Here is a 22,784-nt window from a genome sequence, read left to right on the forward strand (position 1 = left end):
CAAAAAATAAAGGTCTTGAGTTAGTTCAAGACCTTTTTTCATTCCATATCAAGTCAAACTTTTGTATAGTACCGAACTAAATAATACTGCTAGGAAATAGTATGAAAGCGATTAAAGAGAATGCTAAGCGTAATCGTCGTCAGCGTAAAAAACTTTATCTTGATGAATTTACAGTTAATGGTATTTATGCCCAGCTAACTGTAAATGCTGATGTCGAAGTTCAAGAGCAATTCGTTGAAGAGTTAACAGATTTTGTTGATAACAATGATATGTATGGGACTGGAACGTATGGTGTTGGAAGTAATGCTGAGTTCTGGATTTTCCATAATGAACGTTATCAATCACCTTCTGAAGAGCAACAACAAGCGTTGAATGCTTTTTTAGAAAAACACAACACAGTAGAAGCCATTGATAACTATAAAAGTATTAATGTGAACTACCCAGAGTTGTAATTCTTTGATGTACAAGGACGTATATCTTCTTTCATTTATTCCCATCTTCATTGCTTTACTCTACTAATTGTTTTATTAATAGATAATCATTAGCATTAATTAGGTCATAAGATGGAGTTTCCTGTATCTGGAACCTGCCAATGTGGACAGGTCAAAATTACACTACTAAATTCACCTAAAAAAGTTATTGCCTGCCACTGCAAAGAATGCCAAAAATTATCTTCAAGCCCATATAGCGTAACTGCTCTCTTCGATAAATCTGACTTGAAAATTGAAGGTCAACTTTCAACTTGGAATAGAGTTGCAGATAGCGGTAGCGATAATACGGCAAAATTTTGTCCCAGTTGCGGCAATAGAGTCTATCACTTCAATCCCCGTCAACCTGAATCTATTAAATTGAAACTCAAACCTGTCGGAATTGAAAACACTTCAATATTTAAGCCACAAGCTCATGTTTGGACTAAGGAAAAGCAAGCTTGGTTTGTTTTACCTGATGACGTGCCATCTTATAGTGAAATGCCAGCCTAATTAATTCAAAGCAGGGGAGCGTGATATGAATTATTCTTCAAAGACGGCTAAGTTGTTACTGAATCTTTACCCACCGTATTTGGGCGCAGGTGTACGCATTGATTATATTTGTGCGGACTGGACCGAAATGGAAGTTTCAATGAAGCTGCGTTGGTTTAATAAAAATGCAGTTGGAACTCACTTTGGTGGCAATCTCTACTCGATGATTGATCCTCACTATATGCTGCTATTGATGAAGTTACTTGGCGAAGACTATTACGTTTGGGACCAATCTTCATCAATACGTTTTGTTAAGGCTACTAAAAAACGAGTTAAGGCACATATTCATGTTTCTCCTGATCGGTTGCTGGAAATTCAACACCATACGGCTACTGGAGAGAAGTACTTAGCGGAGTTTAGGCTAGATATTCTTGATGACGATAATGAGCAAATTGCCGAAGTTGAAAAAGTTATTTATATAAAGAAAAAATAACAGCACTATAAATGATAGGGCGCTTATGGAAGAGTTAAAACAACGAGAAATTTCGATTAAAGCAGTAATGCAAGCAAGACTAATAACGTCGAATTATTTAACACCAACAAGACTCGAACACCATCATGAATTAACTAATGTCCTCGGGTTCGATGTGTTTCTAAAATATGAAAATCACAATTTAACCAACAGTTTTAAAATTCGTGGCGGGATTAATATTCTGCATCATGTGAAAAAAGCTGGATACCGAGGTGTTGTAACGTTTTCAACGGGCAACCACGGTCTTTCCGTTGCCACTTCTGCTCGCTTTTTTGGTCTTAAAGCTAAGATTGTGGTTCCTTTTGGTAGTAACCAATCCAAAATTTCAAAAATAAAAGCAACTGGAGCAGAATTGATTGAATTTGGCTCCAATTTTGATGAAGCCGCTTCTCTTGTTAATGATATTGCAGAAACGGAACATTTTTACTTTGTTCATCCAGCCAATGAACCAGAGTTGATTAATGGTGTCGCAACTGAGTTTCTAGAAGTTATTGAGCAACAACCCGATATCGATACTGTGATCTTACCAATAGGTGGAGGCAGTGAACTTGCTGCTGCAGTTACCGTTCTTAAGTCCATAAATCCAAAAATTGAGATTATCGCCGTTCAAGCTGAAGCTTCCTCTGCAGCCTATCAATCCTGGAAGTGTGGTCGAATCCTTTCAAATAAAAACCAAACCTTTGCTGGTGGATTTGCTACTGGCACAGCATATACGACTACGTTTGATATCTATAAAAATGCATTAACTGATTTTGTATTATTAACTGAAGACGAGCTATGGCGCAGTATAGGCTTAGTTCACCACTACACATCTAATCTAGTTGAAGGTGCAGGCGCATCATGTTTAATGGCAGCTTACAAAATAAAAGAACAGCTGCGACATAAGAAGGTTATGATTCAAATTAGCGGTGCAAATGCCTGTAGCAATGAATTAAAAAAGAGTCTTCATTACAGTACATTGGAAACAGGTTGTTTTGAATAATCAGATAATTTTCTTTTTATCACATAGTCAATCGATTGAGTTTAACTAGGAATAGAACATGGACAAGTTATTTTTAGGAATTAATAATCATGTGCTTTGCTTGAATAAGGCTAATGGCGAGGTTATTTGGAAAACTAAACTCAAAGGCTCAGGTATAACCAATGTTCATTATGAAGAAAAGCGTATTTATGCCTATTCAGGTGGACATTTGTTTTGCTTAGAAGCAATTGATGGAAAAATGGTGTGGACAAATTCATTGAAAGGAATGGGTTATAGTGCTTGTATTATTGCAACCGAGAACCAAAGCTCATCGAACGTAGCAAGCCAGATTGAAACTCAGCAAGCCATTGCTGCGAGTGTTGCAGCAGCTGGTGCAGTTGCTGCTTCTATCTAACTATCTTCTAAGTAGTACTTAAAACTCGTCACTTCTACAAAAAAAACAGAGCTGTTTCGCCTTTTTATCATTCAGAATAGCTCTGCTCGTTCAATAAATGCACATTTTCCGAGTGTATTTACTAATTTTGTTTCATTTTGCTATTATACTGTATAAATAAACAGTATGACGGGGTTTATGAAAATTATTCCTATAGCAGCACAGGCTGGGATCACGGGTTTTGAATCGCCAGCAGCTGAATATACGCAGCTACCACTCAGCCTTGATGAGCTTTTGATTGAGCACCCTAATGCGACATTTATTGGCAGAGCGTCAGGTAATAGCATGCGCGATGTGGGCATTTTTGATAACGATATTTTAATTGTGGACAGGCATGTGCAGTCGCAACATTTAGATGTCATTGTTGCGAATTTGAATGGTGAATTTATTTGTAAAGTTTTCGACAAACAGAACCAAAAATTACTTTCAGCTAACGGGTGTTATCAAGCCGTTACCATTACACATTTCGATGATTTTTCATTTGAAGGTGTTGTAGTGAAATCGATTCGTTGTTTTCGTCCAGCGGCACTATTACAGAGTTAACTTATGTATGCGTTATGTGATATCAATAGTTTCTACGCCAGTGCGCACGCGGTGTTTAGGCCTGACATTAGAAAAGACGGAATCATTGTTCTCAGCAATAATGATGGCTGTATTGTTGCCGCTAACCGTAAAGCAAAAGAGCTTGGTATAAAGAAGTTTGGACCTTATTTTCAAGTAAAGAAACAGTGTGAGCAATTAGGTTTACACGTTTTTTCGTCTAATTATGAACTGTACAGTGACTTGTCATCTAAGTTCATGCAAACAGTAGGGCGGTTCGCTCCGATTCAACATATTTACTCTATCGATGAGACCTTTTTAGATCTTCACCATTGCTTCCCAGCAATTCGTGATATTTCAGCTTATGGAGATTTAATCCGGAAAACAGTATGGAAAGAATGTCGTTTGCCAATTTGTGTTGGCATAGGTACAACGCTAACACTGGCAAAGCTAGCGAATCACACGGCAAAGTGTCATCGCCATTATAAAGGTGTGTGTGTGATCGATAATGAAACAGATAGACTAAACATACTTAAAGCGACTGCAGTCAATGACGTCTGGGGTATTGGAAAAAAAATAGGCCGTCGCCTTGAATCGATGAATATTAAAACGGCTTATCAATTAGCAAAAATGCCTCCGAGGTGTGCAAGAAAAAATTTTAACATCGAAATAGAAAGAACCGTTAGAGAGCTAAATGGACACATTTGCAAAACTTGGGATCAAGTTCAGGCAGATAAAAAGCAAATATTTAGTACCCGAAGTTTAGGTCGCAGAATTACTTGTCGTGATGAGTTACAACAAGCTTTAGCTAAACACGCAAATATTGCAGCACGTAAAGCTCGAAGCCAGAATAGTGGCTGCCAAAGCTTACTCGTATTCGCAGGAAGTTCACCGCACGACGATAGACCGCAACAATTTAAAACAATAATGAAGTTTGCGAGACCGACGAATTGTTCAACTGAACTAACTAAAGCAACAACTCGAGCTATCGACAAGTTATTCTGCACAGGCGTTCGCTATTACAAAATTGGAGTGGGTATGTTGGATTTATCTGATTTGAGTCATGAGCAATATGATTTATTTAATCAGAGTCAGAACAATTCAGAGTTAATGAAAGTATACGATGATCTCAATGACCGTTTTGGACCAGATACTATTTATTTAACCGCACAAGGCCAGAATCAACGATGGGCAATGCGCAGAGAAATGTTATCGCCACAGTACACGACAAATTGGAAGCACATTCCAATTATAAGGTGTTGATATGAGACACTCTGTAGTTGCGTACAATGTATATTATGTTAAATAGGGTTTAAAGCTAAACTGTGTGGTATTGTTATTTCTCAAACATCACGCCCAATACCACACTTTTAAGGGCTTAGAGTTTGGAGTTAATACTGAGATGATCGAGAGGTTTATTTTGTGCTGATTGGTATCTTTCAACGTCCGTTGTATGCAGATATAAGGATGTTGTATCAATACTTTCATGACCCGCATCTTTTTGCACATGGGATAATGGTCGCATATGTATATTAATGTCATGGCTAATGCCGGTGTGACGAATATTATGTGCGGTGAGTTTAGATATGTCATTTGCATCAGATTCAAAACCATCTTTTTTCATTTCTTCAGCTGCGTGTAGAATAATGAATTGAACGTCATCACGAATCTGACGAATACCCAAGTTTGCATTTAAAACTCCGACATCTCGTCCACGTCCAGCAGCTTTATGTCTTATGAATAGTGGATCTAATTCATCAGAACTGGGTAATGGTGATAACCCTAAATGACCACGGTATTCTTTAAAAGCTTGTAAAAGATTTTTAGATACCGTGACGGTTCTTGATTTACCACCTTTACTGTTTGGTATATGAAACAGCCAAATGCCAGTTTGACGATTCTGCTTAAACTGACTCATTACTGGTGAATATCCAGGTCTAGCTGATACATCTGAAATTCGTAAATAGCAGGAATAAATTAAATTAATGAGAAATTTATGGCGTGCGTACGCCGCTGAATCTTTTTTAGCAAGGCTGTTTACCGTAGAATTTACGTAGGACCACTGTAATTCAGTGAATATTGGCAGAATTTCATTCGCAGTATCGTTACGGAATGTTTGTTTATTAGCAAAACGACTGTGCTTCAGCCAAACTTGCGCAGTATTACGTTCACAAAACTCTTCACTAAGCAAATAAGTATAAAAAGAAGACAAAATAGCAATCTTTGTTTTTAATGCATTCTCGCTGAGCTTATAGGCTTGTTGTGTTCCATTGACCAATTTAGCGATAAACGGTCTCCAGTTTGCGTTAGGTGTTCGGTCTATCTCTGAACCTTTGAACTGAGCAACATTGTAATTTCCAATTAATTTTACAGGTGGCTGTTTGCAATACTCGACATAACGGGACATATCTTTGCGTTTCAAATCTGCTGGAGACATGGCTGCTACATCAAAACACCAATGTAAAAACGTAGTAAGCTCACTTCGATAAGCTTTATAGTTATTTTCTTGATCTTTATGTTCATATAACCAATCTGAGGCATGCTCTAGCACTAATCCAGCATCCGTAACTCTATCTAGGCTAATTTGCGTAATGTACTGGTTGTTGTAACTATTACCTTCTAATAAAAATTCAGGTTTATCAAACAGCGGTAAAACAGGAGGAAGTTGCAAAGTATTCATTTGAGAAAGCCAATTTAATGCAGATGCCGATAATGGTATTTATCGGCATTAATCTAAGAAAAATAAAATCTATACTTGTAAGATATATTGAACAATCATTCATTGTTATCAATGAATGTCATTTACACAAATTATGTGATCAATTACACAATTATTTTAACTGATGTAAAATTGACCATTTACACTAAGATAATTGTATTATTTAGCCATTATCGGCAAGAAAATCATAAAACACTGTAGATGTCTGACCATTTAACTCATAAGTAACAAATAATCGCCAAACCATATAGCCACTAGCACAGCTTCCTAGAATGGTATTTGCTGAAAAAGTATTACTATTCAGTATATTGACCGTTACTGGGATAATACCCATAAACATGTCCCTACCCTCAACTCGAGCTGATTTTATTGTAATATTTTTGTTTGATTTAAGACTTATGGTTAAATCTTGCTCGCTTGGAACTGTTTTTGGGCTGATCAATAGTACTATTTCTGCCCCATTAGCTTCTTTTAAGCATGAACTGACCAAAAAGTTACATAAAGACCTATCAATTTGGTCAGGATTAGCATTTTTTTGTTTTTGGTCACCACAAGAACAGACTAATAACACTGTGATAAGTATAGCTATTTTTCGTAAAGTAGATGCGTAACACACAGTAACTTACCTTTTTTTAATAATGGGTCACATTCTGCGCTCAAATATGATCCAGATCAATTTAACTCTGCCCTACCTAGTATCTTTTTAATAGTGTCTAAAGTAAAATATTACTCGTTTGCTGATGTATTAAATGTTGTGCAAGCTTCTCAGCGGCACTTACTGGTTAATTTTTAACAAAAAGTAATCATTAGTGTCATTTAACAGGTAAAGCATGGCTTTACTAAAACTATAAGTAAAAGTAATAAGCAGTGGAAGCATTATGATGAACCATTCCCAGCCTCAAGGCGCTGATTACAATTACACCGTAGTCCGCCAATTTGCCCTTACAACCGTGTTGTGGGGAATAGTTGGTATGGCAGTAGGTGTTTTAATTGCGGCTCAGTTAATCTGGCCGGCACTAAACTTCGAAACTCCTTGGTTAACGTTTAGCCGTTTACGGCCTTTACATACCAATGCAGTTATTTTTGCGTTTGGTGCTTCAGCTCTATTTGCTACATCGTATTATGTAGTTCAACGTACCTGTCAAACTCGTTTGTTCGCACCTAAATTGGCTGCGTTTACATTCTGGGGTTGGCAAGCAATCATTCTTTCTGCGGCAATTACCCTGCCCCTAGGTTTTACTAGTGGTAAAGAGTATGCAGAATTAGAATGGCCAATTGATATCGCAATCGCCGTAGTGTGGGTGTCTTATGCGATAGTGTTTTTTGGTACCATTGTAAAACGAACCACCTCTCACATTTATGTAGCGAACTGGTTCTTTGGTGCTTTCATTATTGCCGTTGCCGTTTTGCACATTGTGAACTCTATGGCTGTACCAGTAAGTATGTTTAAATCATACTCGTTATACGGCGGTGCTGTAGACGCAATGGTTCAGTGGTGGTATGGACATAACGCTGTAGGTTTCCTATTAACAGCAGGTTTCCTAGGTATGATGTACTACTTCGTACCTAAACAAGCCGGTCGTCCTGTCTATTCATATCGTTTATCGATTGTTCACTTCTGGGCATTGATCGCTCTTTATATTTGGGCTGGTCCTCATCACCTTCATTACACAGCGTTACCTGACTGGACTCAGTCTTTAGGTATGGTGATGTCATTGATCTTATTTGCTCCATCTTGGGGTGGTATGATCAACGGTATTATGACGTTGTCAGGTGCATGGCATAAATTACGTACTGACCCAATTCTGCGATTCCTAATTGTTTCATTGTCTTTCTATGGTATGTCTACCTTCGAAGGCCCAATGATGGCAATTAAGACTGTTAATGCTCTATCTCATTATACCGATTGGACGGTTGGTCACGTTCACTCAGGTGCACTTGGATGGGTTGCTATGGTTTCTATTGGTGCTCTGTACCACATGATTCCTAAGCTATTTAATCAAGGTCGCATGTACAGCGTTAAATTAATCAATACTCACTTCTGGTTGGCAACAATTGGTACTGTTCTTTATATCGTATCAATGTGGATTTCAGGTGTGATGCAAGGTCTAATGTGGCGTGCAGTTAACTCTGACGGAACGTTAACATACAGTTTCGTTGAGAGTATTGAAGCATCGTACCCATTCTACTTTGTTCGTTTCTTAGGTGGTGTATTCTTCTTAGTTGGTATGTTCTTAATGGCATACAACGTGATTAAGACTGTTAAAGCCCCTGAAGGCTCTTTGCCTAAACCAGCTGAAGCATAAGGAGTAGAAACGATGAAATTTAATCACGAATTTATTGAAAAGAACGTCGGCCTACTCGCTATCTTTATTGTAATTGCAATTAGTTTTGGTGGTTTAGTACAAATCACCCCACTAATTTTTCAAAAAGATACAACTGAGCCCGTAGAAGGATTAAAGCCTTTTACAGCACTCCAGCTTGAAGGTCGCGATATTTATATCCGTGAAGGTTGTCATAACTGCCACAGCCAGATGATTCGTCCTTTACGTGCAGAAACTGAGCGTTATGGTCACTACTCTGTTGCTGGTGAATCTGTATGGAACCACCCTTTCCAGTGGGGTTCAAAGCGTACAGGTCCTGATCTAGCTCGTGTAGGTGGTCGTTACAGTGACAAATGGCATGAAGTTCATTTGTTAGACCCTCGCGCAGTGGTACCACAATCAAATATGCCAGCATTCCCTTGGCTTGCTGAGAATAAGATTGACGGTGATTTAACGGCTGACAAGATGGAAATTTTCCGTAATTTCGGTGTTCCATATACAGACGCTGAAATTGCCGGTGCAAAAGCTGCTGTTGAAGGTAAAACTGAAATGCAGGCACTGATCGCTTATCTACAGTCGTTGGGGCACGCCCTCAAATAAGGAGGCAATATATGGATTACGGCACATTACAGGGAATACTTACAATCATTGTGATGCTCGTCTTTGTCGGTATATTTGCTTGGGCTTATAGCTCTCGTCAAAAAGATAATTTTGATGAAGCAGCTAACCTTGTTTTTTCTGATGAAGAAAAAGATAAGGACTCAGGAGAGCAAAAATAATGTTAATGAGTAGCTTCTGGAGTATATGGATTACAGTAATTTCATTATTTGTAATCGCAGGATGTTTTGTCCTATTACGTTGGTGCTCCAAAAACACAACGGGTGTTGAAGAAGGTGAGTCTATGGGCCACTCTTTCGACGGCATCGAAGAGATGAATAACCCACTACCAAAATGGTGGAGTTATATGTTTTACATCACCATCGTATTTGGTTTAGCGTATTTGGCGCTTTATCCAGGACTTGGTAACTTCAAAGGTCAATTAGGTTGGAGCAGTTCTAACCAAAGCATTGGCCATGTGAAAGGTGTTAGCGCAAAAGAAGATTCAAAAGCCGCAGTAAAAGCAGCTGAAGAACAAGGCCTTTATGTGCAGTATGACCAGGAAGTAAAAAAGGCTAACGAAAAATATGGCCCTATCTTCGCTGCTTACTTAAACACTCCACTTGAAGAGTTAGTAAAAGATAAAGATGCTCTAAATGTTGGTAAGCGTTTGTTCATTCAAAACTGTGCTCAATGCCATGGCTCTGATGCACGTGGTAGTAAAGGCTTCCCTAACCTAGCAGATAATTCTTGGCTGTATGGTGGTGACTTAGCGACTATCAAAACGTCAATCATGAATGGACGTAATGGTATGATGCCTCCTAAAGGTGGTTTACCAATTGCGGACAGCGAATTACCAGGCTTAGCTGAATATTTGTTTGAATTATCTGGCCGTAAGTTTGACGCTAAACTTGCTGCTGAAGGTAAAGCATCATTTATGAAAGGTTGCTTCGCATGTCACGGCATGGACGGCACAGGTAATAAATTTATGGGTGCACCAAACTTAGCAGATAAAGCTTGGTTATATGGTGGTTCACGTAAATCTATTATCGACAGTATTAAACACGGTCGTAGTGGTGCTATGCCAGCATGGAAAGATGTTCTTGGTGAAGAAAAAGTTCACGTAATTACTGCTTACGTTTACAGCTTATCTCATCAAAAATAATCAAGACTGATTAAAAAAAGGCCTCGGTGGTAATCGAGGCCTTTTTTTTAATGATTCAGGTTATCAAAGATTGTAGAATCGATATCGAACTTTTTACTGAATTTTGAAAGACAGAGTTCATTAAAGAGTTTGTTGTAATTAATTAGGAAGTTCTCATGCAAAAAACGATGGAAAAGGTTCAGCCTTGGTATAAGCAATTTTGGCCATGGTTCCTTATTATTCTCCCTCTAATTGTCGTTGCTGCCAGTATTGCAACATTAATCATCGCAATAAAATATTCCGATAACCTCGTTGCTGATGACTATTACAAAAAAGGCAAAGGCATTAATCTGGACAAGCACCGCGAGCAAAAAGCACGAGCTATGGGACTCCAGTTTTCAATAACCGTTGAAGGTAATCAAGTGCTAATCAAACAGCATGGTGGTGAGCCTTACAAAGCAGCATTAAATGTTGAGTTTTATCATCCAACCATTCAAGAACGTGATTATAAAGAACTTGCTGTTGCAGACGGTAATTCAAATTATCGCATCACCTTCCCAAAACAAGTTAGAGGTGATTGGCAAATTCGCCTAGAAAGCTTTGATCATACCTGGAGATTGCAAAAGCGTTTCACATTAGACGATGGCGTAGAACGTTGGTTAAATTAATCTAGTTTCGGAAAAGCGTCTATGAACAAAGAGCGTTGTTTTCATTGTAGTGAGCCTGTTCCATCAGGCTCACAGTTTATTACCATCATCAATGATGAGCCTCAAAAAATGTGTTGCCCTGGTTGCCAAGCGGTTTCACAAGCTATCATGGATGCAGGTCTAAAAAATTATTATAAATTTAGAACCGAGCCAGGTGCCAAGCAATCTGATATCGTTCCAGAACAATTAAACACTTTTAGTGCTTATGATCTTGAGGAAGTACAGCAGGACTTTGTTTACAAGGATTCTGACGTATCAAATGTGTCACTATCCATAGACGGCATTACTTGTGCAGCTTGTGCTTGGTTGATAGAGCACAAGTTAAAACAGGCACAAGGCATTATTTCTATCAATGTTAACTCCACAACTCAGCGCGCCCTACTTGCTTGGGACGATAATCAAATCAAGCTAAGCCAAATTTTGGCAGTCATTGCCTCAATTGGCTATGTTGCAGCGCCTTATCAAGCCGACGAGGAAGAAGCTAAAGCTAAACGGAATAGTGGTCAATTTTTATTACGCTTAGGTCTTGCAGGCTTTTCTACAATGCAAGTGATGATGTTTGCATTGGCGCTTTACACCGGTTACTTCACCGATTTAGACAGCGAATTTAGAGATTACTTTCGCTGGGTGAGTATGATTTTTGCCGCACCTGTGGCTCTATATTCAGCACAGCCATTTTATTTCAGTGCGATACGCGCCCTTCTCTCGAAAAACATTAATATGGATGTGCCAGTATCAATTGCGATTGGAGGTGCGTTCATATCTAGCTGTGTGGCCACGTATAACGGAACTGGGGAAGTTTATTTTGAATCGGTTTCCATGTTTACCTTCTTCTTGTTACTTGGTCGGTACTTTGAACAGAAAGCAAAACAAAAGGCCTCTGTTAACTCAAGTAACTTGCACAAGCTTGTACCGTTAACAGCACATTTAATTGATGGTGAAAACATACAAGAAGTCGCTGCCAAACAATTAAAATTAGGCGATATAATATTAGTGAAACCAGGTGATCTTGTTTCTGCTGATGGTATTGTTCTTGATGGTATATCGAGTATTAATGAGTCCATGCTTACTGGTGAAAACTTACCGGTAAATAAAACAGCAGGCGAGAAAGTATTTGCTGGAACCATTAATGTTGATCAACCACTTAAAATTGAAGTGACAGCAGTAGGCAAAGATCAATTTGTTGCTGAAATCATTAGGCTTCAAGAGGCAGCTTCTAACAACCGCCCTGCAATTTCTTACTTAGTTGATAAATTATCAAGATATTTCTCGACCGCAGTACTGACATTAAGCTTACTCACTTATTTAGCTTGGCATTTCTTTATTTCACCAGAAGATGCATTTTGGGTGACATTATCTGTACTCGTAGCTACCTGCCCTTGTGCATTAGCATTAGCTACGCCGACTGCAGTAACTTGTGCGATCTCGACATTTACTAAGATGGGTATCATTACCCGAAAATCAGGGGTTTTTGAATTATTACCACAGCTAAATACGGTCATATTTGATAAAACAGGCACTCTTACTTACGGCGAATTAAAGATAGCTAATGTCAAAACTTTTGGTAATGAAACTGAAAATGAAGTTTTAGCCATTAGTGCTGCGCTTGAAAAAGAATCATTGCATCCTATCGCTCAAGTATTTTCACCTTATAAAGTGGAGTCTACAGTTGCTGAATCAATCGAGCATGTGGTTGGACAAGGCATTCGCGGAATAATAAATGGCAACAATTACTGCATCGGCAATGAGGTGCTGACAAATTCTCAAGTTAAATCTGATTACAATCAATATATCTGGTTAACTAAGAACGAGATAATAATTGCAGAAATAACTCTACAAGATAAGTTACGCTCAGACGCTGAAAGTACAGTAAGAGAGTCGAATGTTTTAGGTCTTAGAACCTGTATCGCAAGTGGTGATAATTCTGGTCAAGTAAGAAAAGTTGCAGAAGATGTTTCAGTGGATGAATCACACGCAGGCTTATCTCCACAGCAAAAACTTCAACTCGTACAAGCCTTTCAGAATAAAGGTAATAAGGTTGCTATGTTCGGTGATGGAATAAATGATGCGCCGGTTCTTGCTGGTGCTGATTTGAGTATTGCAATGGGCAGTGGTACCGCTATTGCTAAAAACAGTGCAGATCTCATCCTATTGGGTGATAAATTACACCGCTTTATTCAAGCTATTTCGATTGCGAAAAAAACGACAAGAATTATTAAGCAAAACCTGATGTGGGCGTTAGGTTATAACGTTATTGTTCTGCCCTTGGCTATGTCTGGTAATATTGCACCCTACGTCGCAGCGATTGGTATGTCTGCAAGTTCATTAATCGTGGTTTCAAACAGCTTAAGATTATTAAAGGACCCTTCATGAGCATAATCTATGTTTTAATTCCTATTGCTATGCTCTTTGTAGCTATTGCCGTTGTTGTTTTTTTCTGGGCAGTAAAGTCCGAGCAGTTTGATGATTTGAATCGTCAGGGGTCATCTATTTTATTTGAAGATGATATTGATGAGACTCCATCACAGCCGCAACAGCAAAAAGAAAAAGTTGATGACTGATTACGGCTTCTTAGGTGCGTTTATTGTTGGCCTAATGGGCGCAGGGCATTGTGTTGGTATGTGTGGTGGTTTAGTCGCATCATTTGCTTCACAACAATCAGCGATCAAAATTGGTGAAAACCTACTCCTAAAACAGCTTAAATTGCAGTTTTCCTACAATTTTGGGCGTATTGTCAGTTATTCAATTGCAGGTGCCTTATTAGGCGGTTCAGCTGCAACGCTTTCTCACCTTTTCAATGTTGATGATTATTTAGTCTGGTTACGCGTGTTCGCTGGTGTCATGATGATCGTTACTGGATTATATATTGCACAGTTATGGTTTGGTTTAACGAAAATAGAATTTATTGGAAAATACTTGTGGTCGAAAATAAGCCCTACCGCATCAAAGTTTTTACCGATACAAACACCTAAAAAAGCCATTATTGCAGGCATGATATGGGGCTGGTTACCTTGTGGGTTAGTTTATTCAACGCTTACATGGTCGGTTGCATCAGGATCTGCTGTATCAGGTGCTTTAATCATGTTTTGCTTTGGATTAGGAACATTCCCTGCGATGTTATCTACGGGACTGGCAGCAAAAACACTAGCAACTTGGATACAAAAAAAATCAGTTAGGTTAATGAGTGGTATCTTCATCATTTTGTTTGGAATTCAGACATTATTTGTTGCATATAATCAAATATAAGCGTTAGTTAATTGTTATAAACACTTGATGATTTCGACACTTGCAGGCATCATATGCTCATTTTGACACTGTACCTAAAATTAGCTTTCAGATTGTGAGAATGAAATGCCACTTGATATAAAAAAACCTAAAAAAAGCAGTTCTGGCTGTACGATTCATTGTCATGATTGCAGCATGAGTACATTATGTATACCTGTTGCTTTAAACAGTAATGAGCTTGACCAATTAGACGATATCATTGAACGAAAAAAGCCGATTCAAAAAGGCGAATTGATATTTAAGTCTGGCGATGAACTAAAATCTTTATTTGCGATTCGATCAGGTACGATTAAAAGTTATACCATTACAGAACAGGGTGAAGAACAAATCACGGGCTTTCACCTTGCTGGTGATGTCGTTGGCTTTGATGGGATCAGTTCAAGCTCTCACCAAAGTTTTGCTCAAGCCCTCGAAACTTCTATGGTTTGTGAGATCCCATTTACAACTCTTGATGACCTTTCCGCTACAATGCCAAAGCTACGTCAGCAGATCATGCGCTTGATGAGCAGTGAAATCATGAATGATCAAGATATGATTCTATTGTTGAGTAAGAAAAGCGCTGAAGAGCGTTTAGCTGCGTTTATCAGTAATCTTGCGACTCGCTTTGGTAATCGTGGTTTCTCACCAAAAGAGTTCCGTCTGACTATGACACGTACTGATATAGGCAATTATCTTGGATTGACCGTTGAAACTATTAGTCGTATTTTAGGTCGTTTTCAAAAGTCTGAACTTATTGAAGTTAATGGTAAATATATTACTATCAAAAGCTTCGATGAGCTCAAAGAACTAGCTGGAACGGCTAGAATTGGCCGATAAAATAACCTTATCTTTGATTTAAGACAAGAACACTTCTTTTTAATTCCTTTTCGTTACTCTCATAATGATTAGTTTGTTTGAAGGCAAGCTAATCTATGTTATTTTTTAAGTATCTTAAATTATTAATGAGGGTATCTTATGAAGGAATATAAGAAGTTATTAGTTGTTTTAGATCCTACTGCGGAACATCAAGTTTCACTAAAAAGATCAATTGAGCTCGCACATAAACACTCATCAAAAATTACTGTTTTTCTCTCTATTTTTGACTTCTCTTATGAAATGACTTCGATACTTTCTTCTGAAGAACGTGAAGCCATGCGTCAAGGCGTTATCGATCAAAGAAAAGCGTGGATAAACGATCTCATTGAGCCATATAAATCCGAAGGTTTAGATATTTCTTCATGTGTGGTGTGGCACAATCGCCCTTTTGAAAGCATCATCGAACATGCTATCGAAAATGACTGCGATCTCATTATCAAAGGTACTCACGAACACGACAAATTGAAATCTGTCATTTTCACACCTACGGATTGGCATTTAATAAGAAAAGCTCCTCAGCCCGTTCTTTTGGTCAAAGAACACGAATGGCCTGTAAGCGGAAAGCTTTTATGTGCGGTAAATACAGGTGATGAAGACGAAGCTCACCAATCTCTGAACAATGAAATTATTTTATATGGTCAGTATTTAGCATCTAAATTCAATGCTGAATTACATCTTGTAAATGCTTATCCAGGGACACCAGTAAATATTTCAATAGAACTGCCCGACTTTGATGCATTTAGCTATAACGAGTCAATGCGAACACAACATGAAAAGCAGCTGTCAGAAATCGCATCAAGTCACAATATTTCGAGCGAATTTTGTCATGCGCGAGAAGGATTACCTGAAGATGTAATTCCTGAATTAGCTCAAGAATTAGATGCTGAATTAGTGATACTAGGAACTGTGGGGAGAACGGGAATATCAGCCGCTCTTATTGGAAATACTGCGGAACATGTCATTGATAACATCAATTGTGACCTCTTAACATTAAAACCTGAAGGATATAAATCACCTTTAGAAAGTTAAAGCCTGTTTTCCTCTTTACCCGCTGTAGCTTTATTGGAATAATACGCGCCTAAAGTTAGCTGAAGGCGCGTTTTTTTATGTTGGTAGACATACAAGAAGTAACAAAAGAAGCAAAAAAACAACAAACTCGAATGAATAAGTTACAGAAACGACTTCGTCGTGAAGTCGGTAGTGCGATTGCTGACTACAACATGATTGAAGATGGTGATCGAGTGATGTGTTGCCTATCTGGTGGTAAAGACAGTTATGCCATGTTAGACATTCTTTTAAACCTTCAGCAAAGAGCTCCGATTAGCTTTGAAATACTCGCCGTAAATTTAGATCAGAAACAACCAGGCTTTCCTGAAGATGTATTACCAAATTACCTAGATTCTTTGGGCATTGCTTACCATATACTTGAAAAAGACACTTACTCAATTGTGAGAGAGAAAATTCCAGAAGGTCAAAAGACTTGTTCGTTATGCTCTCGTTTGCGTAGAGGAACCCTATATGGTTTTGCTCAACATATCGGTGCAACTAAAATTGCACTGGGCCATCATAGAGATGACATAATTGAAACCATGTTTCTGAATATGTTTTATGGCGGAAAAATGAAAGCCATGCCACCTAAGCTTTTATCAGATGATGGTGCAAACGTTGTAATTCGCCCATTAGCATATTGCCGTGAAAAAGATATTGCTGAGTATGCAACATTAAAGCAATTTCCGATTATCCCTTGTAACCTATGTGGTTCACAAGAAAACCTGAAACGTCAAGAAGTTAAAGATATGCTAACGCTGTGGGATAAACAGCAACCAGGTCGAATCGAAACCATATTTACAGCGATGCAAAACACTGCGCCATCACAAGGTGTCGACCGCAATCAATTCGACTTTTTATCGTTAAAGCAGAACCCTGATGCAAATACAAAAAGTGGTTTTGTTGCTGATGCCGATTTACCAGCTTTTGATTTTGTTGATGTGAGTAATAACGGACACATTAATTTAGATGAAACACAGAGAATTGATGTTGTTAATACATTCACACCATGAGTGATGCTTAAAAAGAAAAGTCCTTTTTAACAAAGGACTTTTTTGTAAAGGATTCTTAAGGTGCTAGCCTATCAATGCTCCAATCATCATGATCTTTTGTGTATAAAAATCTGTCATGCAATCGATGCTCTCCACCTTGCCAGAATTCGATTGATTCAGGTTTTACAATATATCCACCCCAAAATTTTGGTAACGGTACATCTCCATCAGCGAACTTTTGCTTCATTTCCTTGAACTTTATTTCTAAAGCCTGTCGTGCTGTTAGCTTATGCGACTGCTTAGAAACCCATGCTGCAATCTGACTTTCTTTAGGACGAGTAACAAAATACTTCAGTACATCAGCAGTGGAAAGTTTCGTTGCTTGGCCGGTTATCGCAACTTGTCGTTCGATATTATGCCAAGGAAATAGCAAATTGACCTTGTTATTGCCTTCTAAATGTTGTGCTTTACGGCTTTCTAAGTTGGTAAAAAATACAAACCCGTTTTTGTCAAAACGTTTGAGCAAAACAATGCGTTGATAAGGTTGACCATTTTCATCTACTGTTGCTACAACCATTGCAGTAGGATCAAGCAATTGTAGTTCTTTAGCTTGGGTCATCCACTTTTCAAATAAAGCAAAAGGCTCATTTGGCAGATCTGAACTGCGCAACCCGCCTTTTAGATACTCACGACGAACCTCAGATAAATCCATACAGCTTATTCCTTAATTAAATCTTTACCTAATGCCCATACATGAAGCATGTCTAAACCAAGTGTAGCACCTGCTAATGCTGTAATTTCTGATGAGTCATATGCTGGAGCTACTTCAACTACGTCCATACCGACAATATTGAGCCCTTTTAAGCCTCTCACGATTTTTAGTGCTTTATCACTGCTTAAACCGCCACATACAGGTGTACCTGTACCTGGTGCGAAAGCTGGATCAATACAATCTATATCAAACGTAAGATATACAGGAAGATCACCCACTCGAGCTTTTATTTGGCTTACGATATCGTCAACACTTAAGTCGTTAGCTGTGCCAGCATCAATGACTTTGAATTTATGGTTTTTGTAATTGTATTCGGTCCGAATGCCAACTTGAACTGAGTGTGCAGGGTCAATAATGCCTTCATTTGGTGCATGATAAAACATCGTTCCATGATCATACTTACTGCCTTGATCATAGGTATCAGTATGCGCATCAAAGTGTATGAGAGCCATTTTTCCATGCTTCTTAAAATGGGCTCTTAAAAGCGGTAACGTAACGAAATGATCACCACCAAAGCTTAATAGCGCTTTATCAGACTCGACGATTTGTGTAGCAAAATCTTCAACTCTTTGTGTAAAGTCTTGAGCATCGCCACAATCAAAAACAAGATCTCCGGCATCAACGATGGATATATGGCGACTTAAATTAAATTGCCACGGCCAACGTTTTGCTTCCCAAGCTAAATTAGTTGATGCATTACGTATTGCGCCTGGCCCCATTCTTCCGCCTGACCGCCCTGTCGTAGCCATATCGAATGGTAAGCCTAACACTACAACATCTGCATCACTTTCTAGTGGTCTGAAATTAAGTGGTTGACGCAAATAACCGAATGCATTTGAGTACAACGAGTAATCTGGTTTATCTGCTAAGGTTGTCATTGTTGCTCCTAAATCTCTTTAATTGCGTAAATAAAAGAAATTCTATTTTTCTGTTGCTTGATAATGAAGATATTTTACATCAATTCCATTCTCAGAAGTTATTTCCGTAATGGAATGTTTACCAAGATTAAAATTAGTGTGAGGTAAAAAGGAATTGAAAAATATACAATCCCAGAATTTGGGATGTAGATTGACTAATAGTTTCTGAACGATCTGCTGATATCTCTCAGTATCAGACAAATTTGTTTCAAGGGTTATGAATGAATTCGGTACTTGAGGTGTGACATGAATAGTAAAATACTCATCCCCTTTTATCCCATTTGCAGAGTAACCGAAGGGGGAAAATAAATAGTCATCAATTAGGTAGTCATGAAACAACACGTCAATTTCAAGTAGCTCTCTGATGTATTTTTTATCGACGTTAGTCTCTGTTAAATTACAAATAGTCTTTGTATCAATGTCATACATTAATAACTCAAAACATTTGAATTGTTTGTTAGGGTTATGAACGAATAAATGGTGACAATGAGAATCTACTGTCTGAATACGATAAGAAGATCCACCTAACTGTTGTTGTAATACTTTAATATCTTGCTGAAATGTCGTTTTTTGAAGCTCGGGGCTAATTTCATTCTTCCTTTGATAAATCAAAGAATCAAACGCATCTTCACCGAGTTCATCAACAAGCGCTTGAATAGAATTAATTAAGACAGTACGGCCACATGTAATCATCAATGCTTCTTTATCCCAAACGAACAAACTAGATTCACTTAAGATATATGCGTCACATTGATCATTACTTATCACAGATATGATTTCTGCGTTAGCTCGATTAACAACAAGCTGCCAAAAATCAAACCCCAGCGTTCTTAAAGAAACGCTAGGCTCAGATACAGTAAGTTTTAATTTTTTTTCTGTTCCTTCAAAAAACATGTAGCTCTGAGCCTTTTCAAAAAGGAGTCTCCTCCTTTATCTAAAATCTTCCAAATATGTGTAACCTTGAAGACCTGCTTCTAGTTCTCCTAGAATACTTTCTCGTTCACTTTCTGATATGTGCTTGGTAACCAGATCTTCATAGGTCTGCATAAAACCTAATGCGTCAAGATTAACGTACCTGAGGACATCAGCTACAGTGTCGCCAGGTAAAACTGACTCAATGAAGCTATTACCATCATCATCAACGCGAACAACCGCTGAATGGCTATCACCGAATAGATTATGAATATCCCCGAGAATTTCTTGATAAGCTCCAACTAAGAAGAAACCAATCAAGTAAGGACTATCAGCATTCCAAGCAGGAACAGGCAGTGTCGTTTCAATGCCTTGTCCATCTACATATTGGTCAACGATACCATCAGAGTCACAAGTAATATCAAGCATTACTGCACGACGTTTCGCTGGTTTATCGAGACCAGAAAGTGGTAATACGGGGAATACTTGATCAATACCCCAAGCATCAGGCAAAGACTGAAACAATGAGAAGTTCACAAAGAATTTATCAGCAAGCTTTTCATTCAGCTCATCAATAATTGGACGGTGATAGCGATTTTTACTGTTTAACAGCCCTTGAATATCGTGGCAGATGCGTAAATTAGTCTGTTCTGCCCATGCTCTTTCTGTTAATGATAATTGCCCTAATGCAAATAATGAATGGGCTTCTGCAAGATCGCTTTGCGTGTCATGATAGATTTCAATCATCGCACGCTGATTAGCACGGCCTTTCAATTCTTCCCAAGATTGCCACATGTTCTGCAGCAGTACTGGTGCATTTTCTTCTGGAGGTTGTATATTTTCAGCTTGATAAGCCTCTGTACCAATAACATCTGTAATTAAAACGGCATGATGCGCAGTAAGATGACGGCCAGACTCAGAGATGATTCTCGGCATTGGTTGGTCATATTCATGACAAATATCCATCAGTACATGCACAATATTATTGGCGTATTCGGTGAGACCATAGTTCATCGAATTGTTACTCTGGCTTCTTGTACCATCGTAATCTACTGCTAGGCCACCGCCAACATCAAAACAGTCAATATTTGCTCCGAGTTTACGAAGCTCACAATAAAATCGAGCAGCTTCACTAACTCCTTGACGAATATCACGAATATTGGCTATCTGAGAACCAAGATGAAAATGCAAAAGCTGTAAGCAGTCAAGCATATCTGCTTGCTTAAGCTGCTCAATAACTGTAAGTACTTGAGCAGCAGACAAACCGAATTTTGATTTTTCACCACCACTGGCTTGCCATTTACCTTTTCCTTGAAACGCAAGTCGAGCTCGTAAGCCTAATCTTGGTGTTACACCTAAATCTTTAGCTTCTTTTAACACCATCTCAAGTTCAGACATTTTTTCTAAAACGATATAAACTTTATGTCCGAGTTTTTCACCAATTAATGCTAAACGGATGTATTCGTTATCTTTATATCCATTACATACAATAACAGAGCTGGCCTTTTGCGCCATGGCAAGCACAGCCATTAGTTCTGGTTTACTACCGGCTTCTAAGCCGAGCTGTGGTACTTCTTTTTGTTGCTGGCTCGCAAGGATTTCTTCAACAACCGTTTTCTGTTGATTAACTTTAATTGGATAAACCAATAAGTAATCGTTTTCATACTCGTATTTAGTGATCGCATTATTAAATGCGCTACACAGGCTGTGAACACGATGATGTAAAATCTGTGGGAAACGAATTAGTACAGGCAACGAAATGCCAGCAGCAACCATATCTTGGGCCAGTTTATTAAGTCCAATTGTATCATCAGGTCGTGTCGGATCAGGTGCGACATTTACTTCACCTTTATCATCAACACCATAGAAACCCTGACTCCAATGCGCAACATTGTAGCCATCTCTTGCATCATCAATAGACCAATTGTTCATATTGTATGAGTCCAACTATTTATTACTTACAACCGCTTGAAATACAAACAGCACCATGAATTTCAGCCACACTACCTAAATAGAATGATAAAAATGCGCAATTAGACACCGAAGATCAAAGGTTTGCAACTAAAGAATAATGATTACAAACATTAATGAAAAAATGCATGACTGGTGATTGAATAACGCTCAATAAAGCATGTAAATATGCTTAAACAAAGCGATTATAAAATGAATTTATATCAAAAAACACTTATAATCCTGCAGTTCGAATATAGAATTGAGAAAATGATGATAGAGCTTGGTAAATATTCCACATTGGAAGTCGTTAAACTGGTCGATTTCGGTGCTTACTTAAACGCTGGCGATTTTGGTCAAGTTTTGCTGCCGAAAAAATATGTTCCTGAAGACATTGATGTTGGAGACGAGCTAAAAGTTTTCTTATATCTTGATTCAAAAGATTTGTTGATAGCAACAACTCAAAGACCCCGCTCACAAGTTGGTCAATTTTCTTATCTAAAAGCAATTGCAACAAATAAGATTGGTGCATTTTTAGATTGGGGCTTAGACAAAGATTTATTACTGCCATTTGCAGAGCAAAATAAACGTGTTGAGGAAGGACGATCTTACGTTGTTTATACTTATATTAATCACATTGATGAGCGAATTGTTGCATCAATGAAGATAGATAAGTTCTTGGATCAAACTCAGCCAAACTATGGAGAAGGACAAGAAGTTAAGTTGCTTATCGCAGGCAAATCGGACCTAGGTTACAAAGCCATTATAGAAGATCAGCATTGGGGCCTCGTTTTCTACAATGATATCTTCCAAGATATCAAAATAGGGAAAAAGGTTACTGGCTATGTTAAGCGTGTTCGAGAGGACGGTAAAATTGATTTAACCCTCCAAAAAGCGGACAGCCAAAGTTTTGATAAACACACGAACTCTGTGCTTATCAAAATCAAACAAGCAGGTGGTTTTTTACCATTAGGTGATAAAAGCGATCCTGAGCTCATCTACAAAGAGTTTGGGTTTAGCAAAAAAATCTATAAGAAAGCCATAGGCAGTTTGTTCAAAGCGAAGATCATAACGATCGAAAAAGATGGAATTCATTTAATTTAAATATTTAAATGCT

The 22,784-nt window shown here is 38.3% G+C and carries 25 protein-coding genes; 19 read left to right on the plus strand and 6 right to left on the minus strand.

The window, feature by feature from the left end; all coding sequences use genetic code 11:
- Nucleotides 1-101 precede the first annotated feature (101 nt).
- The 7 genes from AC1EU2_RS08330 to AC1EU2_RS08360 all read left to right on the plus strand — a co-directional run bounded on the left by AC1EU2_RS08330 (nucleotide 102) and on the right by AC1EU2_RS08360 (nucleotide 4,709).
- Nucleotides 102-452 (plus strand): 50S ribosome-binding protein YggL, encoded by a 351-nt coding sequence (locus AC1EU2_RS08330; protein ID WP_480297740.1) that lies wholly within the window; start codon nucleotides 102-104, stop codon nucleotides 450-452.
- Between the two features lie 111 nt (nucleotides 453-563).
- Nucleotides 564-980, plus strand: a complete 417-nt coding sequence (locus tag AC1EU2_RS08335) for a GFA family protein (protein ID WP_480297741.1) — start codon at nucleotides 564-566, stop codon at nucleotides 978-980.
- A gap of 25 nt (nucleotides 981-1,005) precedes the next feature.
- Nucleotides 1,006-1,452: a DUF4442 domain-containing protein gene (locus AC1EU2_RS08340; protein ID WP_480297742.1), complete on the plus strand. Its 447-nt coding sequence runs from the start codon at nucleotides 1,006-1,008 to the stop codon at nucleotides 1,450-1,452.
- A 25-nt stretch (nucleotides 1,453-1,477) separates the two neighbouring features.
- Nucleotides 1,478-2,473 (plus strand): threonine ammonia-lyase, encoded by a 996-nt coding sequence (locus AC1EU2_RS08345; protein ID WP_480297743.1) that lies wholly within the window; start codon nucleotides 1,478-1,480, stop codon nucleotides 2,471-2,473.
- A 58-nt stretch (nucleotides 2,474-2,531) separates the two neighbouring features.
- A complete protein-coding gene (locus tag AC1EU2_RS08350) occupies nucleotides 2,532-2,867 on the plus strand; it encodes an outer membrane protein assembly factor BamB family protein (RefSeq protein WP_480297745.1) in 336 nt (111 codons plus the stop codon).
- 177 nt (nucleotides 2,868-3,044) lie between these two features.
- Entirely contained in the window at nucleotides 3,045-3,449 is a 405-nt protein-coding gene (locus AC1EU2_RS08355) for a LexA family protein (protein WP_480297746.1), read from the plus strand.
- Between the two features lie 3 nt (nucleotides 3,450-3,452).
- Entirely contained in the window at nucleotides 3,453-4,709 is a 1,257-nt protein-coding gene (locus AC1EU2_RS08360) for a Y-family DNA polymerase (protein ID WP_480297747.1), read from the plus strand.
- 115 nt (nucleotides 4,710-4,824) lie between these two features.
- Here the strand turns inward: AC1EU2_RS08360 and AC1EU2_RS08365 are convergent, their stop codons facing one another.
- Nucleotides 4,825-6,117, minus strand: coding sequence for a tyrosine-type recombinase/integrase (locus AC1EU2_RS08365; RefSeq protein WP_480298122.1), 1,293 nt, complete (start codon nucleotides 6,115-6,117; stop codon nucleotides 4,825-4,827).
- 211 nt (nucleotides 6,118-6,328) lie between these two features.
- Nucleotides 6,329-6,781, minus strand: a complete 453-nt coding sequence (locus tag AC1EU2_RS08370; RefSeq protein ID WP_480297748.1) for a hypothetical protein — start codon at nucleotides 6,779-6,781, stop codon at nucleotides 6,329-6,331.
- A 262-nt stretch (nucleotides 6,782-7,043) separates the two neighbouring features.
- Between AC1EU2_RS08370 and ccoN the strand changes: the two genes are divergently transcribed.
- The 11 genes from ccoN (at nucleotide 7,044) to ttcA (ending at nucleotide 17,137) form a co-directional block, all read left to right on the plus strand.
- The gene (ccoN, locus tag AC1EU2_RS08375; protein WP_480297749.1) at nucleotides 7,044-8,471 is read left to right on the plus strand and encodes a cytochrome-c oxidase, cbb3-type subunit I; all 1,428 of its coding nucleotides are present in this window, start codon (nucleotides 7,044-7,046) and stop codon (nucleotides 8,469-8,471) included.
- Nucleotides 8,472-8,483: 12 nt separating this feature from the next.
- Nucleotides 8,484-9,089 carry a cytochrome-c oxidase, cbb3-type subunit II gene (ccoO, locus tag AC1EU2_RS08380; RefSeq protein WP_480297751.1) on the plus strand — a complete coding sequence of 202 codons (606 nt, stop codon included), beginning with the start codon at nucleotides 8,484-8,486 and terminating at the stop codon, nucleotides 9,087-9,089.
- A gap of 11 nt (nucleotides 9,090-9,100) precedes the next feature.
- Nucleotides 9,101-9,268: a cbb3-type cytochrome oxidase subunit 3 gene (locus AC1EU2_RS08385; RefSeq protein WP_204999797.1), complete on the plus strand. Its 168-nt coding sequence runs from the start codon at nucleotides 9,101-9,103 to the stop codon at nucleotides 9,266-9,268.
- A 5-nt stretch (nucleotides 9,269-9,273) separates the two neighbouring features.
- Nucleotides 9,274-10,251, plus strand: a complete 978-nt coding sequence (gene ccoP, locus AC1EU2_RS08390; RefSeq protein ID WP_480298123.1) for a cytochrome-c oxidase, cbb3-type subunit III — start codon at nucleotides 9,274-9,276, stop codon at nucleotides 10,249-10,251.
- 155 nt (nucleotides 10,252-10,406) lie between these two features.
- Nucleotides 10,407-10,898: a FixH family protein gene (locus AC1EU2_RS08395; protein WP_480297753.1), complete on the plus strand. Its 492-nt coding sequence runs from the start codon at nucleotides 10,407-10,409 to the stop codon at nucleotides 10,896-10,898.
- Nucleotides 10,899-10,919: 21 nt separating this feature from the next.
- On the plus strand, nucleotides 10,920-13,310 hold the full coding sequence (locus AC1EU2_RS08400) for a heavy metal translocating P-type ATPase (RefSeq protein WP_480297755.1): 2,391 nt from the start codon (nucleotides 10,920-10,922) through the stop codon (nucleotides 13,308-13,310).
- A complete protein-coding gene (gene ccoS / locus AC1EU2_RS08405; RefSeq protein WP_480297757.1) occupies nucleotides 13,307-13,498 on the plus strand; it encodes a cbb3-type cytochrome oxidase assembly protein CcoS in 192 nt (63 codons plus the stop codon). The genes AC1EU2_RS08400 and ccoS overlap by 4 nt, the downstream gene beginning before the upstream one ends.
- Complete coding sequence (locus tag AC1EU2_RS08410; protein WP_480297759.1) at nucleotides 13,491-14,183, plus strand: sulfite exporter TauE/SafE family protein; 693 nt, start codon at nucleotides 13,491-13,493, stop codon at nucleotides 14,181-14,183. The genes ccoS and AC1EU2_RS08410 overlap by 8 nt, the downstream gene beginning before the upstream one ends.
- A 105-nt stretch (nucleotides 14,184-14,288) precedes the next feature.
- Nucleotides 14,289-15,038, plus strand: a complete 750-nt coding sequence (etrA, locus tag AC1EU2_RS08415) for an electron transport transcriptional regulator EtrA (RefSeq protein ID WP_480297760.1) — start codon at nucleotides 14,289-14,291, stop codon at nucleotides 15,036-15,038.
- Nucleotides 15,039-15,176: 138 nt separating this feature from the next.
- Nucleotides 15,177-16,106, plus strand: a complete 930-nt coding sequence (gene uspE / locus AC1EU2_RS08420; RefSeq protein ID WP_480297762.1) for a universal stress protein UspE — start codon at nucleotides 15,177-15,179, stop codon at nucleotides 16,104-16,106.
- Nucleotides 16,107-16,183: 77 nt separating this feature from the next.
- Nucleotides 16,184-17,137: a tRNA 2-thiocytidine(32) synthetase TtcA gene (gene ttcA / locus AC1EU2_RS08425; protein WP_480297763.1), complete on the plus strand. Its 954-nt coding sequence runs from the start codon at nucleotides 16,184-16,186 to the stop codon at nucleotides 17,135-17,137.
- Nucleotides 17,138-17,192: 55 nt separating this feature from the next.
- Here ttcA and pdxH read toward each other — a convergent pair whose 3' ends face one another.
- The 4 genes from pdxH to speA are packed head-to-tail and all read right to left on the minus strand — an operon-like array spanning nucleotide 17,193 to nucleotide 21,649.
- Nucleotides 17,193-17,828 carry a pyridoxamine 5'-phosphate oxidase gene (pdxH, locus tag AC1EU2_RS08430; protein ID WP_480297765.1) on the minus strand — a complete coding sequence of 212 codons (636 nt, stop codon included), beginning with the start codon at nucleotides 17,826-17,828 and terminating at the stop codon, nucleotides 17,193-17,195.
- 5 nt (nucleotides 17,829-17,833) lie between these two features.
- Nucleotides 17,834-18,766, minus strand: a complete 933-nt coding sequence (gene speB, locus AC1EU2_RS08435; protein ID WP_480297766.1) for an agmatinase — start codon at nucleotides 18,764-18,766, stop codon at nucleotides 17,834-17,836.
- Between the two features lie 42 nt (nucleotides 18,767-18,808).
- A complete protein-coding gene (locus AC1EU2_RS08440; RefSeq protein ID WP_480297768.1) occupies nucleotides 18,809-19,699 on the minus strand; it encodes an adenosylmethionine decarboxylase in 891 nt (296 codons plus the stop codon).
- 36 nt (nucleotides 19,700-19,735) lie between these two features.
- Nucleotides 19,736-21,649, minus strand: a complete 1,914-nt coding sequence (gene speA, locus AC1EU2_RS08445) for a biosynthetic arginine decarboxylase (RefSeq protein WP_480297769.1) — start codon at nucleotides 21,647-21,649, stop codon at nucleotides 19,736-19,738.
- A 291-nt stretch (nucleotides 21,650-21,940) separates the two neighbouring features.
- On the opposite strand from speA, the gene AC1EU2_RS08450 reads away from it, so the two are divergent.
- Complete coding sequence (locus tag AC1EU2_RS08450) at nucleotides 21,941-22,771, plus strand: CvfB family protein (RefSeq protein ID WP_480298124.1); 831 nt, start codon at nucleotides 21,941-21,943, stop codon at nucleotides 22,769-22,771.
- Nucleotides 22,772-22,784: the final 13 nt, after the last annotated feature.

It is taken from the genome of Parashewanella sp. 2304DJ23-3 (assembly GCF_056591695.1).

What these genes read in the sequence shown, in the direction of transcription:
- AC1EU2_RS08330 (WP_480297740.1), top strand. Translation starts at nt 102, where the DNA reads ATGAAAGCGATTAAAGAGAATGCTAAGCGTAATCGTCGTCAGCGTAAA.
- AC1EU2_RS08335 (WP_480297741.1), top strand. Translation starts at nt 564, where the DNA reads ATGGAGTTTCCTGTATCTGGAACCTGCCAATGTGGACAGGTCAAAATT.
- AC1EU2_RS08340 (WP_480297742.1), top strand. Translation starts at nt 1,006, where the DNA reads ATGAATTATTCTTCAAAGACGGCTAAGTTGTTACTGAATCTTTACCCA.
- AC1EU2_RS08345 (WP_480297743.1), top strand. Translation starts at nt 1,478, where the DNA reads ATGGAAGAGTTAAAACAACGAGAAATTTCGATTAAAGCAGTAATGCAA.
- AC1EU2_RS08350 (WP_480297745.1), top strand. Translation starts at nt 2,532, where the DNA reads ATGGACAAGTTATTTTTAGGAATTAATAATCATGTGCTTTGCTTGAAT.
- AC1EU2_RS08355 (WP_480297746.1), top strand. Translation starts at nt 3,045, where the DNA reads ATGAAAATTATTCCTATAGCAGCACAGGCTGGGATCACGGGTTTTGAA.
- AC1EU2_RS08360 (WP_480297747.1), top strand. Translation starts at nt 3,453, where the DNA reads ATGTATGCGTTATGTGATATCAATAGTTTCTACGCCAGTGCGCACGCG.
- ccoN (WP_480297749.1), top strand. Translation starts at nt 7,044, where the DNA reads ATGATGAACCATTCCCAGCCTCAAGGCGCTGATTACAATTACACCGTA.
- ccoO (WP_480297751.1), top strand. Translation starts at nt 8,484, where the DNA reads ATGAAATTTAATCACGAATTTATTGAAAAGAACGTCGGCCTACTCGCT.
- AC1EU2_RS08385 (WP_204999797.1), top strand. Translation starts at nt 9,101, where the DNA reads ATGGATTACGGCACATTACAGGGAATACTTACAATCATTGTGATGCTC.
- ccoP (WP_480298123.1), top strand. Translation starts at nt 9,274, where the DNA reads ATGAGTAGCTTCTGGAGTATATGGATTACAGTAATTTCATTATTTGTA.
- AC1EU2_RS08395 (WP_480297753.1), top strand. Translation starts at nt 10,407, where the DNA reads ATGCAAAAAACGATGGAAAAGGTTCAGCCTTGGTATAAGCAATTTTGG.
- AC1EU2_RS08400 (WP_480297755.1), top strand. Translation starts at nt 10,920, where the DNA reads ATGAACAAAGAGCGTTGTTTTCATTGTAGTGAGCCTGTTCCATCAGGC.
- ccoS (WP_480297757.1), top strand. Translation starts at nt 13,307, where the DNA reads ATGAGCATAATCTATGTTTTAATTCCTATTGCTATGCTCTTTGTAGCT.
- AC1EU2_RS08410 (WP_480297759.1), top strand. Translation starts at nt 13,491, where the DNA reads ATGACTGATTACGGCTTCTTAGGTGCGTTTATTGTTGGCCTAATGGGC.
- etrA (WP_480297760.1), top strand. Translation starts at nt 14,289, where the DNA reads ATGCCACTTGATATAAAAAAACCTAAAAAAAGCAGTTCTGGCTGTACG.
- uspE (WP_480297762.1), top strand. Translation starts at nt 15,177, where the DNA reads ATGAAGGAATATAAGAAGTTATTAGTTGTTTTAGATCCTACTGCGGAA.
- ttcA (WP_480297763.1), top strand. Translation starts at nt 16,184, where the DNA reads ATGTTGGTAGACATACAAGAAGTAACAAAAGAAGCAAAAAAACAACAA.
- pdxH (WP_480297765.1), bottom strand. Translation starts at nt 17,828, where the DNA reads ATGGATTTATCTGAGGTTCGTCGTGAGTATCTAAAAGGCGGGTTGCGC.
- speB (WP_480297766.1), bottom strand. Translation starts at nt 18,766, where the DNA reads ATGACAACCTTAGCAGATAAACCAGATTACTCGTTGTACTCAAATGCA.
- AC1EU2_RS08440 (WP_480297768.1), bottom strand. Translation starts at nt 19,699, where the DNA reads ATGTTTTTTGAAGGAACAGAAAAAAAATTAAAACTTACTGTATCTGAG.
- speA (WP_480297769.1), bottom strand. Translation starts at nt 21,649, where the DNA reads ATGAACAATTGGTCTATTGATGATGCAAGAGATGGCTACAATGTTGCG.
- AC1EU2_RS08450 (WP_480298124.1), top strand. Translation starts at nt 21,941, where the DNA reads ATGATAGAGCTTGGTAAATATTCCACATTGGAAGTCGTTAAACTGGTC.